Origin of the sequence: Paenibacillus sp. P36 (assembly GCF_045866505.1) — a bacterium.
GTDB classification, from domain to species: Bacteria; Bacillota; Bacilli; order Paenibacillales; family NBRC-103111; genus Paenibacillus_E; species Paenibacillus_E chondroitinus.
In genome coordinates this window covers 6229582-6245403 of sequence record NZ_AP038372.1, presented here as the reverse complement: position 1 = coordinate 6245403, position 15822 = coordinate 6229582, and the positions used below count along the sequence as shown (strand labels likewise).

At 47.9% G+C, this 15822-nt stretch carries 13 protein-coding genes; 12 read left to right on the top strand and 1 reads right to left on the bottom strand.

From position 1 onward, the window contains the following. Positions 1 to 728: 728 nt before the first annotated feature. The 4 genes from ACKTT9_RS27780 to ACKTT9_RS27765 all read left to right on the top strand — a co-directional run bounded on the left by ACKTT9_RS27780 (position 729) and on the right by ACKTT9_RS27765 (position 4366). Positions 729 to 1121 carry a DoxX family protein gene (locus tag ACKTT9_RS27780; RefSeq protein ID WP_127455761.1) on the top strand — a complete coding sequence of 131 codons (393 nt, stop codon included), beginning with the start codon at positions 729 to 731 and terminating at the stop codon, positions 1119 to 1121. Between the two features lie 286 nt (positions 1122 to 1407). Continuing rightward, positions 1408 to 2739, top strand: coding sequence for a hypothetical protein (locus ACKTT9_RS27775; protein ID WP_407868462.1), 1332 nt, complete (start codon positions 1408 to 1410; stop codon positions 2737 to 2739). A 138-nt stretch (positions 2740 to 2877) separates the two neighbouring features. Beyond that, positions 2878 to 3915 (top strand): phosphotransferase, encoded by a 1038-nt coding sequence (locus tag ACKTT9_RS27770; RefSeq protein ID WP_407868461.1) that lies wholly within the window; start codon positions 2878 to 2880, stop codon positions 3913 to 3915. Positions 3916 to 4036: 121 nt separating this feature from the next. Further along, positions 4037 to 4366 carry a hypothetical protein gene (locus tag ACKTT9_RS27765; RefSeq protein ID WP_407868460.1) on the top strand — a complete coding sequence of 110 codons (330 nt, stop codon included), beginning with the start codon at positions 4037 to 4039 and terminating at the stop codon, positions 4364 to 4366. A gap of 66 nt (positions 4367 to 4432) precedes the next feature. Here the strand turns inward: ACKTT9_RS27765 and ACKTT9_RS27760 are convergent, their stop codons facing one another. Continuing rightward, positions 4433 to 4687, bottom strand: coding sequence for a hypothetical protein (locus ACKTT9_RS27760; protein WP_407868459.1), 255 nt, complete (start codon positions 4685 to 4687; stop codon positions 4433 to 4435). A 309-nt stretch (positions 4688 to 4996) separates the two neighbouring features. Here ACKTT9_RS27760 and ACKTT9_RS27755 point away from each other — a divergent pair, with 309 nt between their 5' ends. The 8 genes from ACKTT9_RS27755 to ACKTT9_RS27720 all read left to right on the top strand — a co-directional run bounded on the left by ACKTT9_RS27755 (position 4997) and on the right by ACKTT9_RS27720 (position 15741). Next, positions 4997 to 6883 (top strand): sensor histidine kinase, encoded by a 1887-nt coding sequence (locus tag ACKTT9_RS27755; RefSeq protein WP_407868458.1) that lies wholly within the window; start codon positions 4997 to 4999, stop codon positions 6881 to 6883. Continuing rightward, positions 6864 to 8405: a response regulator gene (locus ACKTT9_RS27750; protein WP_407868457.1), complete on the top strand. Its 1542-nt coding sequence runs from the start codon at positions 6864 to 6866 to the stop codon at positions 8403 to 8405. The genes ACKTT9_RS27755 and ACKTT9_RS27750 overlap by 20 nt, the downstream gene beginning before the upstream one ends. 12 nt (positions 8406 to 8417) lie before the next feature. Next, the gene (locus ACKTT9_RS27745; RefSeq protein ID WP_407868456.1) at positions 8418 to 10085 is read left to right on the top strand and encodes an extracellular solute-binding protein; all 1668 of its coding nucleotides are present in this window, start codon (positions 8418 to 8420) and stop codon (positions 10083 to 10085) included. Positions 10086 to 10257: 172 nt separating this feature from the next. Then, on the top strand, positions 10258 to 11154 hold the full coding sequence (locus tag ACKTT9_RS27740) for an ABC transporter permease (protein WP_407868455.1): 897 nt from the start codon (positions 10258 to 10260) through the stop codon (positions 11152 to 11154). A 31-nt stretch (positions 11155 to 11185) separates the two neighbouring features. Beyond that, a complete protein-coding gene (locus tag ACKTT9_RS27735; RefSeq protein ID WP_127455767.1) occupies positions 11186 to 12061 on the top strand; it encodes a carbohydrate ABC transporter permease in 876 nt (291 codons plus the stop codon). A gap of 85 nt (positions 12062 to 12146) precedes the next feature. Then, positions 12147 to 13709 carry an extracellular solute-binding protein gene (locus tag ACKTT9_RS27730; protein ID WP_407868454.1) on the top strand — a complete coding sequence of 521 codons (1563 nt, stop codon included), beginning with the start codon at positions 12147 to 12149 and terminating at the stop codon, positions 13707 to 13709. 27 nt (positions 13710 to 13736) lie between these two features. Further along, on the top strand, positions 13737 to 14744 hold the full coding sequence (locus ACKTT9_RS27725) for a glycoside hydrolase family 130 protein (protein WP_407868453.1): 1008 nt from the start codon (positions 13737 to 13739) through the stop codon (positions 14742 to 14744). Positions 14745 to 14790: 46 nt separating this feature from the next. Then, entirely contained in the window at positions 14791 to 15741 is a 951-nt protein-coding gene (locus ACKTT9_RS27720; protein ID WP_407868452.1) for a DUF1861 family protein, read from the top strand. The last annotated feature ends 81 nt before the right edge of the window (positions 15742 to 15822 follow it).

The window sequence follows — 15822 nt, the reverse complement described above, 5'->3', positions numbered from 1 at the left end:
GCTGTGGCACGGTTGAGGGGAACAGCAGGGCGCTATTTCTGCAGAATTAGGCCCTTTTGTGTGGGGAAGGGGAACAGAGGTCTCTTATTTCTATAGATTTGGCGGATAATCCGTCAAATCCATAGAAATAAGACCCTGTAGTTCCCCGAAAAGCCGGGGACAGCCCTAAGGGAACAAATAGTGCCCTCAGGTTCCGCTAAATGCCGCCGCGTGCGGCCTGGCAACTTGGCGTAGGGGCTTGGCCGAGGCTGAAGCCAAGCTGAGGGGAACAGCAGGGCGACATCTCTGCGAAATAGGCCCCATTTATGCGCCGAAGGGGAACTGAGAGCCCTTATTTCTATGAAAGCAGTTTTATCCTCATCAAAATCAGATGGAGTAGGGTACTTCCAATATGTGTTAAGATAATAATGACACTCAAATTTACATTACCCGAGAATAGTTAAACATTTTATTCAGTATGGTCTTGAGAATGGTTGGAATGGGGCAAACAGAATAGTTTTTAATGATGGGCTAGAAATACTCAGTAAGTTTGGATATGACGTTATACCGCTAAAACCATGAGAAACATCTACTCCGCCGCGGTATCGGTGCGATAGAGTGTAAGAACATGGCTGCAGTGCAAGGAGATTTTACAAAAAAAATTTCCCCTATGTCGATTTCAGCAGTGTTTATTCGTCGTACTCTTAGAAGGACAAATTTTAGTGAATCAGTTAAAGGAGAGTTGGACAATGACAAGAACAATTTCTAAAGGACGACTATGGACGGCGAGAGTGATGAGCGGAATAGCCATTTTATTCATGCTGCTTGACAGTATCATGAAATTATTTAAACCTTCATTTGTTGTTGATTCTGTCAATTCGCTTGGTTTCCAGGAGCATCATATTTATGTGATGGGCATACTCGGACTTCTTTCAACCGTTCTTTATATGGTGCCACGTACAACGATCCTGGGTGCTATACTGTTGACCGGTTATTTTGGAGGCGTAATGGCGACTCAGGTTCGTCTAGATGCCCCGCTTTTCTCCACAATTCTGTTTCCTGTATATCTGGCAGTATTGGTTTGGGGAGGTCTTTGGTTGAGGAATGAGCAAGTACGCAAAATCTTTTCTTTGCAACAGTAATGGGAGTGGGGCAAATTATACGAAGCTAAGCTTAAATGGAAAATGCCCTAAGCTTAATGAGCACAATCCGTCAGGAGCTAGGTATTCGCCCTTCTGAAGAGTTGACCGATGTTTACAGTTCGTTAGTTCGTGCATTCACAGATAAATGCTGCGCGGTTTTGATCTTTTTATAGCCGAATCTTTCATTATTCTTTTATTGAACTGCAGTAGTTTGTTAGGAGAAGGAGTCTCGTAATGACATTCCCTTATAATCGAAAGACCTATCAATTGAGGAGGAGAGGTATTAATGCAATCGCACGTACAATCGGGTAAGATCGTTCAGCATAATGCTCCTACTGTTACTGCCTCCAATTCATCGCATACACTTGAAAATGTATCGATAGGACGACACCCAAAGGCGATGAGTCCGGCGCAGATGATGCACCTGCAGCGTACAATAGGCAACCGCTCGGTCGCTGAACTGTTTAAACAGCATTCGAAGGGAACCAAGGCTGTTGAGAAGCCGGATGAGACGATTGCCGCTGCTGACTCGATTCAAGCAGCTCCTTCAGCCACTCAACCCGATATTCAGCGCAAGGTTTACATTAAAAGGACGCTATTTGGCGGCTACCGGAACAAAAGTAAATCGGGCCGCGGCAGCGAAGGCTCAGGCGAGCGTAACGTGAAAACGATGATGGAGGATAACAAGTCGCGCTATTTTAACAGCAAAAATGAGATGTCCCAGTATGCTGCAAATACCACAGAGAAAATTGGTTACGTCGAGAAGACGAGTACTTGGATTCGAATTCCGAATGAGTTGACGGTTATCGGGGAAAAACATACGGCCACCACATTGCATGATGTTGTCAAAGCTGTGGGAACCGACAAGTTCATGTATGAAGGATATACAGAACATCCTGCTGAAGCTGTAGACAATCCTGAACTGCAAGCAAACATGCGTCAACGTGATGCAATCGGCGATGCGAAGTTTGGTGGCGTCGGCACCGGCCCTGGGACTAAATCGCATTATGCTGAAAGCTTTTATCCGAAAATCATTAGAGGCCTGCAAGGTCTTAAAGTCAGACATGATTATCAGATTATGGGGTCGGAAGCGGAAAAGAATTTATTGGGTATGGCCATTCGATTTGCCGCAAGTGCGGAGGAAGATTCTGGCCTCTATCAGACGTACTCAGCTCAGGAAGATTTGTGGAGAAACACCGCAACTAGCCTTGAAGGCGATATCAAGTCAGCAGCACCTTTGGCTGATGCAATGCTGACTGCGGGAAGCAGTGATCTGTTTACTACATTCATGCAGGAATTGACGGAGTATGCCACAACGAAGATTGAAGAGGAGCAAGCGCGTGCAACAGAAGCGGACAAGAGCGCATTTGCAGCTAAATGGCATATGGCCGAGGTGGATTATGACGTTGAGGGGTCAGAAATCATGAAGGCGGAGAAGGCCCGTGATTTCTCCATGTTCCAGCATATTAAGAAAGCTAAGAGTGACGGTTATCTGTTGTACGGACTTGGCGATTTGCATTTGAAGCGGATAAAAGAGCTGCTGGATGCCGAAGGCATCAAGTCGGAGGATATGAATACATTCATGAGTAATCAGGATGCGACTCACCCGCAGAGATAATGGTTTTTTATAAAAAAAGCAGTAAGTGATTTAAAGGGATTAATGGAAACACCGGACGTATTGCCTAATCATTCGTAAAAATACGGTAGATGAATACTCTCAGAAAGTGGATTTTAACAAAGGGAGAGGGTGGAAGGTTTGAAAGTTAAATATCGAATCGACGATAGTGATCTTATAACGAAGCTTCATAAAGAATACGGGATACAAGTTGAAAGCGTTAACTTCATACCTATGGGGGATTCAGCCTACTCTTATTGGTTGAAATGCACAAACGGGGAACGATACTATCTGAAATTATTTGACCATCATAATGACAAACAAAGAACTAGTGTTGAGCGCCTTCCATACTACTTACCATTAACTTGGCAAATGTATCATCAAGGACTTTTTCGGAACATTGCATATCCTATTAAGAATCAGAGCGGCGATTTTAAAACAACTTTCATTGACATCACGGTAGTATTGTTTAACTTTATTGAAGGGGAGACATTGGCGGCAGCATATCCGTTTTCAAAGGAGATTCTTGAAGCCATTGCTAAATCAGTGGCACTAATTCAGAAAATCACTCCTTTTATAGAACAGTATACGCTGTTGACAGAAACCTTTGATATTTCGTTTGAGTCTGACCTTGAGAAGTGTATTTGGATGCTTGAAAATACCGAAACATTTGACAATTCTATTAAACAAGCTCTGCGAGAGCTCGTTCTGGCAAAGAAAGAACAAATTTTTGTCTTGCTGAATCTCGTGCGTAAACTTCGTGGCATAGCCATAGCTGATACAAATGAGAAAGTATTGTGCCACGGTGATATTTGGGGAGGCAATTTGATTCATTGTGAGAGCGGGTTATATTTTATTGATTGGGAATCAGCGGTGATTGCACCTCCAGAATTTGATTTGGTTGGCTATATAGGTGAGGAATTCGGAGTGTTTTTCTCTACGTATGAAAAGCATACAGGCAAAACTGTGACGATTAATCCTGACTTATTACGGTTTTACGCTTATCGTCACCATCTTCGGAATCTAACCACTTGGTTAATGAATATTCTGTATCGCAACACGGAAGAGGCGCAGAATGAAAACGATTTGGCAATGATTCTTTATCATTGTATGAACCGTTGGGATAGTATTGAACCAAGGGTTGGGACTGTGGAGGCTTGGTTGGGGAACCGAATGTAGACTGCCACTTGGGAGAATCATAAAACAACCAAAAAGTAGGTGGTCATAATTTTAGAGAAGATGTATGCAAAAAACTTAATGGATTCGTTATTTTACCTTTTTATAAAAGAGGCTTAGGTTGATGAATACTGAAGAAAATGAGTTTCTAACTTACATAGGTGATTATAGGATACATGATAGTAAAATCGAGGGCATTTTCTGGGAAGACACCACCCTTACTGTAACTTTAAAAAGTTATGAAGGAGGTACAATAGTAATAAAGTTCATTCGACTGCAAACCGTTAATGCTAATAGACCACTCGGAATGATACTTTATGCCATCAGTGAGTTGGTTAAGAACGGGCCATATCGTAAGTTTCGTTTTGCAAACTGGCGTGATGAAGATGATGCTTTTCTTGAAATCATTTCGGAAGGCATAGAGATCCTGTATTCAATTAACGAGAATCAATAGTTGAATAAAATGGGGCTATTGACGATATGCTTTTAGCATTTCATACGGAGTTTATAATTGCCGTGTTCAAGCCTCTCCAAGAATCCAGATAATTAAGAGAAAGATTAGTGGAATAAACATAATAATTAAAAACAGATATATCCAAAACGCCGGTGTTCGAAATAACTCAACAATCGTCTCTATAAAGGTGTTTTTAAAGCGATGTCGATCCACTCTTTTTAACGAATCTAATAAGAATTTACTAGAAAAATCTTGGTCATATTGTTTTAATTTCTCCCACAATAAATCATGTAAATCTTTATTGTTTTTATAATTATCCATGGCAACGCCACACCCATTCGCTGAGAATTTTAACTTTCGCTATAGTCAAATCATTTATCTTTTCCATTATATGACTTGATTGATTGGATAAAGTTTCATTTTTTGGAAAAAGTTTTTGGTGAGTCGCCTTAGCGATTAATCTCAACGCGCCAAGGACTTATGAAACTCCTCAGGGTTGTGTATCATCAAACAATCTTCACCAAATCGGTGAGGATTGTTTGACGTTACACAACCCAATATCTAAACATCTAAAAATTTTATCCATTTTTGCAATTTTGCTGGCTGCAAGAGTGACGAGGAGTCATTATAATGGGGGAAAGCCAATGTCTGTTATTGCGGGAAGAGGAAACAGCTATGATGAAGCATACCAATGTGCTCCAGTACATCAATCAGCACTTCAAAGTGAAGCTAATATTGTCGCTTTCGGTTATTATTACTATTTGCTCGCTCGTCACCGGCTATATATCGTACAAAATGAATTTGAACTTGTTCGAAAGTGAGATCAGCAAGCAGTATCTGAAAACGAGCGAGCAAACGATTGAGCAGATCGGCTCCAAAATACAGGATATTTACCGCATCACGGACTTCGTGATTTTCAACTCTTATGTCGAACGCATTGTGCAAAATATGCACGCTGAACCGGCACCCGGGGAAAGTGTCGAGTATCGCAACTTCATGCTGGAGCGGAACCTTGAGAATGTTCTGCTGCCGCTCAAGAATGAAACGACGCACATTCGTGCCGTCTACATCGTTGATTTGCAAGGCTACAACATGTATTTCAGCCAGGCGAATCCTTCCATTCAGCTTCAGTTCCCGGATTTTTACGAGCGAGTTAAAAAGGGGATGAACAATGCTTCAGCGGAGATCGTCTGGCAGCGGATGAACATCCCCGATTTCTACGAGCCGACCGGGGAGAAGAGCAGTCTCGTCGCTGCGCGTTGGCTCAAGTCGACCGAGCAGCAGACGGTATACGGCATGCTGATCCTCATTATTGACGAACAATACTTCGGCAGTTTGTTAGATCCGCTAATGGCGGGGCAAACAGCTGGAGCGTATATTTACGATAAATACGATCGACTGTTGTACAGCCGGGAGCCCGAAGGCAGTCCCGGTTTCGATCCCGGCCCGGGCAAGGGACCGGGCAGCTTCATTGAGCATCGCGACGGCAACGATTATTTGTTCGTGAAAAGCGTCTACGAACCCCGGTCGTTCAAGTTGGTCAGCGGCATTTCGCTCATCGATATTAAGGCCAAGGGGCGCACGGTCTATCACCTGGCTCTCGCATTTGGGCTTGTCAGTATCGTGTTGATGGCGGTAAGCGTGTCGTTCTTCAGCGGTAAAATGCTGAAACCTCTGCATGTGCTCGTGAGGGCGATGCAGCGGGTGCGCGAAGGCAACCTACGGACTGTCCTCCCGCGTACGTCCAATGACGAGTTTGCTTTTCTCACCGACAGCTTTAACAAAATGGTCGCAGACATTCAGTCGCTCATTCAGGAGGTATATGTCAGCAAACTGAGTGAGCAGGAAGCCGAACTCAAGGCCTTGCAGGCGCAGTTGAATCCACATTTTTTGCACAATGCGCTTAATTCGATTTATTGGAAAATCATGCTGCTCTACGACGACGAAGAGACGGCGGCGCTCGTCACCAGCTTGTCGGATCTACTGCGCTATTCGCTCGCTCCCGTATCGACGTCGAGTACACTGCGAGACGAGCTTGCGCAAATTCGCAATTATATCAGGATTCAAGAAGCGCGGCATGGCGATGAGTTGCACGTCAGTATCGAGGCTCCGGAGGAGCTCTTAAGTTGCCGTATGCAGCGGCTATTGCTGCAGCCCCTTGTCGAGAACGTATTCGTTCATGCGTTTTTGGATCAAACAGCGAGCAAGCGGCTCGCGATTCGTGTCAGCCGCAGGGAGACCGAAATGTGGGTTGAAATCGAGGATAACGGGTACGGGATTTCTCCTGAAATGATTCATCAATTGCTCGACGACCGTACCTTGTACGACGAGAGAGGTGAGCGGGAGCGGCTCGGAGTGCGCAACGTGCTGCGGCGCATTTACTTGGTGCACGGCGAGTCGTATGGTATGGATATTCGACGGTTGGCGCAAGGGACGCTCATTCAAGTCAAACTACCCTATGAAATGGAGTACACAGAGGAAAGGAGGATGGTTCCTGATGCGCATTCTGCTAGTTGAAGATGAACCTTTATTCCGCAAAGGCCTCGCCAAGATGATCGCAGGCAGCGAAGCGAGCTGGGAAGTTTGCGGCGAGGCGGAGAACGGCTTGGTGGCGGAGAGTCTCATCGCTGAGCTTCAACCTGATCTCGTCGTTACCGATATTCGGATGCCGGTCATGGACGGTCTGGAACTACTGAGAAGCACGAAGGCCGTCTTCCCGGACATCGAGTTCATTGTCATTACGGGGTTTCAAGATTTTCATTACGCGCAAACAGCACTTCGCAGCGGGGCGCTCGATTTGCTCGTCAAGCCGTGCAGCAAACCTGACATGCATGAAGCCCTTTCTAAGGCGGATGAGTTTGTGCAAAAGAAGCAGATGGCCGCACGCAAGAAGGCGAGTGAGCGTCAGCTCCTGCAGGAAAACGCGCTGCGCGCCGTGTTCCTGCGTTTTCCGTATCGCCAAGAAGCGGTTCCCGAGTTGGAAAGGGAGCTGCGCTGCAGCAGGTTGTTCGTGCTGCATGTTGCCGATTTTCTCCCTGATGATCGTGGGTATACGAAAAGTGATGTGCCGCTGTTGCAATACGCAGTCCTTAACATTATAGGCGAGCTTCTAGATGTGTATGAAACCTGGGGCACGCTGCTGTTGATCGAAGCAGGACGCTTCGCTTTGCTTCTACCTACTGAAACTAGCGCCGAGGAAGAGCGGCTTCTGGATACAGCTTGCAATACGGTGCGACAACTGCTCGGTTTGACAGTCCTCGTACACGGTGCCGGCCAGGTCCAAAGTCTCAGCGAGCTGGCCGACTTGTACGAGGCGGCACTGGCAGAGAGCGCGCAGAGCCGTGTCTCTGCAGATCATGGCGGCAAGCCGGAAGCTGAGCTGTCGGTCAACCGTATCCGGCAGCAGCTCATTGGCGCTCAGGCAGTGGCATTAATTATGGCTGGACAAGCGGAAGCGCTGCAGCATTACTTGGATGAGCTGATAAAAGAAATGAGAGCTATAGATACAGAAGCCCTGCCGATTGAGGCATTGTCGCTCAGCTTCGCCCTGCAGGACGTGGCACGTAAGCAGTTGGAGCGGGAGTATGAGGCTCGCGCTTTGACGGAGCGTATCGGAAAGCTGAACGAATGCCGCAGTGGAGATGAAGTGTGCGCTTGGATGAAGGCGGAGACGGAGCGGTTTATGCAGGATTATGTGGAATGGCAAAACCGTTACAGCTCTAACGCAGTGTTGCGGGCGGTCCGTTACATCGAAGAGCGCTATGCTGAGCAGCTTTCGTTACAGCAGGTCGCCTCGCACGTTCATTTGAACGCCGCTTATTTCAGTCATCTGTTTAAGAAAGAGACCGGCCGCAGCTTCGTCAATTTCCTAATTGACGTGCGTATGGACAAGGCGAAGCTGCTGCTGTCCAATACGAATCTAAACGTTACGGAAGTTTCGGGTAGAGTCGGATACGATTTGCCCAATTATTTTGCTAAATTGTTCAAAATAAACACCGGCTTATCGCCAAAGGAATACCGCAAGCACATTACCATATAAGGGGGAGCGGAGATGCTGCATGTGCTGAAGCGTGCGGCTATGCCGCTGCTGGCGGCTGGTGCGCTGATTGTTGCCACAGCTGGTTGCTCGGCCAGCCCGAGCTATTACCGTGCCGAAGACGCGCCGAAAGCTTCGACGAAAGAAAAAATCACGGTGACCATCTATGACCGTGGCAATATCCCGTCCAGCGAAGGGACGATTGAAAATAACAAAATAACAAAGTGGATTAACGAAACCGGAGAGGTGGAAGCGAGATTCGTGGCTGTACCGCGATCTCAGTCGGAACAGAAGCTGAACGCGCTGTTCGCTTCGGGTGAAGCGCCGGACCTTATTTTGGAGTATGCGCCGCAAATAAAAAATACGTTGATCGACCGCAAACTGTTGCGACCGATCGACGACATGATTGAGAAGTACAGCACGACCTATAACGAACTATTGAGCAAGTACCCGGTACTGCGCAAAGCGGGCACTGGAGCGGATGGCAAGTTGTACCAGTTCGGGCGCATTAACGAGACAATTCCGACAAGAGGACTCTTCATACGCGCAGATTGGCTGAAAAAGCTTCATTTGGCTGTCCCTACGACGACAGATGAGCTTTACGAAGTGGCCAAAGCGTTCACGGAGCAGGACCCCGATGGCAACGGCAAAAATGATACGTACGGTATTGCTTTACCCTATAACTCGGGTTATGTCCTAAGCGAAATGTTTGGCGTCACGTACCCGGACTTCGTCGTCAAGGATGGCCAGCTCGTGCATGGATGGGATAATATCGAGGCGTTAATAGCGTTCAAGCGGAAGTTGTTCAGCGAGGGGCTGGTGGATCGGAACTTTCTGAGTGACAAGAACGGCGCACGGGCGAAGCAGGATTTTCTAAACAATCGAATTGGCATCTACATGGATCAATTCAACGTGCCCATCACTTTCTATACGGACACTTACGCGCCTCTGAAGCGGAACGTGCCGAATGCCGAGTTGACTGTCATCCCGTATCCGTCGACGCCGGTGGGGAGGTTTAACTCAGTTTTCGTCAATCCAATTCAAATGACAGCAGTCGTCAATGCCGACACGAAGCATCCGGAAGCGGTGATGAAGTACGTTGACTTCGCTTCCTCTGATAATTTTATGAAGACGATGTACTATGGTTTTGAAGGCGTCCACAGTAGGACTGAGCCGGGTAAATGCCCGGTTGTGACGGATCTGGACAAATGGAGGACGGAATTCAATTATGCCACCGGTGATTTCGCGATGTTAGCTTCACCAATCTTGGCCGGCAATTGCTATTACGCCACCGAGAAGCTGGATGTGCACGATCCGCTTCAGCGGGAAGTCAAGAATATGTTCGAACTGAACTCGGAGTACGTCGATTTCTCCCTGCCAATCGCCGGCCCGACCAACGCTGAGCAAATGCCGCAGCTGCCCAAGGAGCTGCAGGCGATTTTGAATGCTACGAAAAATCAGGTCGATGTGGATACAGGCGATATCTGGATCAAGGCGATTGTAACGCCGGACTACACGCCGGAGCAGGCGAAGCGGGATGCCATTGCAGCGTGGGAGCAGGCCGGGGGCAAGCAAGTTGATGATTGGTACCGGGATTTTTACGCGCATGACAGAGACAGCATCATCTTGACGAAAGACATTTATAGCATTTTTAAGGAGCAGCGTGTCGCACAGGGAAAATAAATGAACTGGAATTAGAGCAGCAGCTCGGAAGCCTTCGCTTTCGGGCTGCTGCTCTTTTGTATCCCTTTCAAGCGAACTAAAGATTTTATCCAGATTCCCATAATTCCTAGATGTTGCGGGGAGGCGTAAGTATTAAACTGGTCAAGACAAAACAAAAGTGGAGGTGATAGCTGTGCTTAGTTATTTGAACAAGAAGAAATATTTGTATTTGCTGCTGCTGCCTTGCGTCCTTTATTTCCTCGTATTCAATTACGTGCCGATGTATGGCGTGCTGATGGCCTTCAAAGATTTCGATTTTTCCAAGGGGATTATCCATAGTCCATGGGTCGGGTTCGACAATTTCAAGTATATGTTCGGCCTTAGCGATTTTTACAAAGTGTTCTGGAACTCCTTTTATTTAGGTGTGCTGCGAATCGTGTTTGGTTTCCCGCTGCCGATCATTTTGGCACTGCTGCTGAACGAGATGCGCAATATGGCGTACCAGCGTCTGACGCAGACCATTATTTACCTCCCGCATTTCATCTCTTGGGTGGTGATCGGCGGTATTCTCGTTAACTTCCTGTCGCCGGCATGGGGGCTCGTCAACATTTTTCTGAAGCAGCTAGGTATCGATCCGGTGTTTTTTCTTGCCGATCCGCATTATTTCCGCCCCGTCGTCGTGCTCAGTAGCATCTGGAAGGAATCCGGATGGGGCAGCATCATCTATTTGGCGGCGATTGCCGGTATCAACTCGGAGTTGTACGAATCAGCCAGCATCGACGGCGCGAGCCGGTTGCAAAAGATATGGTACGTGACGCTGCCAGGGATCAAGTCAACGATTGTCATTTTGCTGATCTTGCGGCTTGGGCAAGTGATGAACAACGGTTTTGAGCAAATATTCGTGCTGCAAAACCCAATGAACCTGAATGTGTCTGAAGTGTTTGAGACGTATGCGTACCGGGTCGGCATTCTCGGCGGAAGGTTCTCTTTCGGTACAACTGTCGGACTCTTCACGTCTGTGATCGGGCTCATCTTCCTGCTCGCCGGTAACCGTATCGCCAAGTGGCTGAAGGAGGACGGTATATGGTAATCCGTGCTGCAGATCGACGAGGAGGGTGCTTATGATGAAAATCCGATCGATTGGCGACAAATCGTTCGATGCCGTCAACTATTTGTTCGTTACATTGTTCTCTCTAGCTTGTTTGTTCCCGTTTATTTATGTAGCTTCGTTCTCCGTTACGCCTTATTCCGAATATTTGGAAAATCCGATGAAGCTCATCCCGAGCCATATCGAGTTCGGCGCGTACAAGCAAATTTTGCACATGCCTCTGATGTGGACCGGTTACAGGAACACGATCTTAATTACGCTCATCGGCGTGGCGATAAACATCGTTTTGATGCTAGTCTCCGCTTATCCGCTATCCAAAACGGATCTGAAAGGCCGAAATGCTGTGCTTATGCTCATCACGTTTACGATGTTTTTTAACGGTGGACTGATCCCGAACTTTTATCTGGTGAAATCGTTGCATCTGTACAACACGCTGTGGAGCTTGATTTTACCCGGAGTACTCAGTGCTTACAATCTTATTTTGATGAAAAATTTCGTCGCCGCCATCCCGCCTAGCCTGGAGGAGGCAGCGTTCATCGACGGCGCCAACGAGCTGAAGGTGTTATCGCGAATCATCGTGCCCCTGTCGAAGCCGGCCATCGCTACGTTTGTCATTTTTCACGCGGTGACGCAGTGGAACACATTTTTCCCAGCGGTTATGTATACGTCCAAGCGGGATTTGTGGCCGTTAATGCTTATTTTGCGCGATTTGGTCGTGGACGACGGCGGGCTCGCCAAGGATGCGATGGACGCCAGCAGCGCCGGCGTGACTGTTTTTACGATCAAGATGGCGATTATTATTTTCGCGTCGCTGCCGATTTTGCTCGTGTATCCGTTCCTGCAGCGGTTTTTCATGCAAGGTCTGCTCGTCGGCTCCATTAAGGGGTAAGAGGGCGTGGACCGGCAATGCTTTTCGATTATAGCTGTATTCTCATGCAGTTGTAATATAACTTTCTACGAAGGAGTCTTGGAAAATGAAAATGAAGCATAAACGCAAAGTTAGCGCCTTCGTCAGCGTGTCGCTACTGGCGGCCGTCGTCGCAGGCTGCGGCCCGAACTCGGAAACGTCAAGCAGCACCGGGGGCGCATCGTCTGGCACCAATGAGCCGGTCAGCATCAGCATGTTCAATAGGGTCAATGCGCAGATCGTCGTTGACAATAACCCGGTTATCGCCGAAGTGAACAAGTTGGCTAACGTCAAGCTTTCGGTGGAAGCACCACCGATCAACAATTACAACGACAAGTTGCAGGTTCTCATGGCTTCCGGTGATCTGCCGGATCTAGTCTACAATTGGGGCGGCGCCGATTCCAACATGGAAACGTGGATTAAGAACGGTTTGCTCACACCGCTCGACGACAAAATCGCTCAGTATCCGAACCTGACGAAAAACATCACGAAAGAAATGTGGGATAGTGTTAAATCGGTAAACGACGGCAAAATTTACATTGTTCCACGTACGAACGTCGTCAATCACTGGGGCTATATGATTAACCAGACGTGGTTGGACAAGCTGAATTTGAAAGCGCCGACAACGATCGACGAGTTTACGAACGTGTGTAAGGCGTTTACGCTTAACGATCCCGATGGTAACGGCAAGGCGGATACGTATTGTGTCAGCTTCTCCAACCCGACGCTCGGCGGCAATACGATTTGGAACTCGTCCAACTTCCTGACCTCCGCTTTCAACTTGCCGATCCAGAACGGATCGAAGGATACAGACGGCAATTACAAAATCCGGGAGAAAATGTCCGGGTACATCCCTTTCCTGACGTATATGAAACAGTTGAACGACGATAAGCTGATCGATCCGGAGTTTTTGGTTAACAAAATTTACGTCGATCAGGACAAACTGAACCAGAACCGTGTCGGTATCAATTACGCTCATCAATATACCGTCATGGGCAACCTGTCCAAAGACAAGGATTCGGATAAGAAGTTTACGTATCATGCCGTTCTGAAAGATAGCAAAGGCGTAGCGAGCGATTGGGTGACACCGGCGACGTGGGGCGGATGGATGATCCCAAAATCGACGAAACACGTGGATGACGTCTTGAAATTTTTAGACTGGGGGAATACGGCCGAAGCTAACACATTGTTCCAAATCGGGATCAAAGGCCTTACCTATGACAGTTACGATCCAGCAACGAAAAGTATATCGCGTACCGCCGACGAAACGACGAAACTGGCCAGCACGACAAGTACGTACATGACGCTCGCCAATGCCGTCAATGGAGAACCGGCACTCATCGAGAACGCTGATACACCGGAACGGCTGAATAAATATAAGACGCAGTTTGACGATGCGATGAAGCAGATGACGGTCATCAACGTGCCGGCTGTGCGGTCTCCGAAAATTGCCAATTTGAGCAAAACGATTCCCGATCTCATGAAGAAAAAGGACGATCAGGAGATGAAGTACATTCTCGGATCCATTTCGTTGCAGCAATTCAAAGATTTCCTGGAAAAGGAATGGTATCCTGCCACTGCTGATGCCGAGAAAGAATACATCGACTATATGAACAAGTTGGGCAAATAAAAGCGACATTACAAAGGAGAAACTGCTATGTCTTTGAACACGAACCAAACTATCATCGGCCAGCTGCATTCCAGTCCGGTTATTCACCGTCATCCGGCTAATCCGCTGCTATCGCCGAAGGATGTACCTTACGGCCCGGCGATGGTGTTTAATGCGGGTGTTACCAAATACGAAGGGAAGTACGTAATGGTGTTCCGCAATGATTACGGCAATGCCGCAGCGAAAACCATCGAGCCTGCCAGCACAACGAACCTGGGGTTGGCATTTAGCGATGACGGAGTACATTGGAATGTGCAGCAGCAACCAGTCTGGTCCTGGAACGATGAAGAAGTCGTTCGCGTTTACGATCCGAGATTAACCGTTATCGACGGCAGATGTTATATGTGCTTTGCGGTTGATACAAAGCATGGGGTGCGAGGCGGCATTGCCGTCACGGACGACTTCAACCGTTTTGAAGTACTCAGCATGTCCGTACCGGATAACCGGAACATGGTGTTGTTTCCGGAACGAATCGGCGGCAAGTACGTTCGGTTGGAACGACCGTTCCCGGTATACGGGCGCGGCGGCGTTGACCGCTTTGACACGTGGCTTAGTGACTCGCCCGACCTGCGCTATTGGGGCAACTCCAAGCTCGTGCTCGGCGTGGAGGACGTGCCGTTCGCCAACGATAAAGTCGGCCCGGGTGCGCCGCCGATCAAGACCGCGAAGGGCTGGTTGACGACGTTCCATGCCGTTGACATCGACCGCGAGCGCGGCAAAAACGGTTGGGAGCCGACGTGGAAAAAACGCTATTCAGCCGGCATTATGCTTCTCGATCTCGATGACCCGAGCCGAATCGTGGGCATGAGTAGGACGCCGCTGCTTGCTCCGGAAGCGGAGTACGAGACATCCGGCGGGTTCCGCAATGATGTGATTTTCCCGGGCGGAATGATTTTGGAGCCTTCAGGCGAAGTGAAAATTTATTACGGTGCGGCAGATACGGTGGAATGCTTGGCGACCGCCGATGTGGACGATCTGCTCCGACTGTGCTTGTAGGCGAGTCTAACTAAATATATGGATGAACAAAGGTAGGTGTGGTGAATTGACTCTGAAGGCGCAAAAATTAGCTTTTGAATCGGCAAAAAAGATTTATGAAAGTGCAACTTTGGTATTTCATGGCGTGGACGGTTTTGATGTCTACAATGTTTCTATTCCGTTCATCCGGGATGGAAAACGTTATATGTTCGGGCGGATAGAACGTCGCGAGGAATGGGCGCGCTCTTGGGTTCGCCTATTTGAGGAGACGGGACAGGATGAATGGGCTGTAGTGAAAGACAGCATGATCTATACGTTGGAAGATCCTTATGTTACCGAAATCGGTGAAGAGCTGGTCATGGGCGGGACACATGTACAATATGAGCGTGGCAAATACAGCACATTTTTCGGCTATTTTTTCCGGGGCACCGACCTGAACAATTTGTACTATTTTACTACCGGGCCTAACAAAATGAAGGATATTCGCCTTGTTCCGCTGCAGGACGGGAAGATTGGCGTGTTCTCACGTCCTCGCAGAGCAGACATGAGTGTCAAATACGGAAGCGAATCCATGATTGGCTTCACGGTCATTGACAGTCTGGAGGAACTGACCGCGGAAGTCATCGATAACGCACCGTACATTTACGGTATTTTTGGGAAAGGTGAATGGGGAGGCGTTAATCAGGCTTATCTGCTCGATAGCGGTAAAATAGGCGTCATCGGCCACATTTGCTACACCGATAAGGATGAGAACGGCGGGGAAGTGAAGGTTTATCTGAACATGGCCCTCGTCTTTGATCCAACCACCCGGGAGTCATACAACCTTCATTTGATCGGAAGCCGTTCTTGCTATCCTCCGGGACCTGCCAAGACGCCGCAGTTGGTCGACTGCGTTTTTGCTTCGGGAATTGCCATGCGACCTGACGGTAAAGCCGATCTATACAGCGGCATTGGCGATTGCCACACGGGGCGTATTACGATTGACTATCCATTTGAGGGATATGGGCGTATTGTTTAGATGTATTAAAAGTCTTAATTGCTGCTGATTAGGCCAGTTGGTATGCTTAGTTCAATCATTCGGTCTATAGCCTTCTATTAA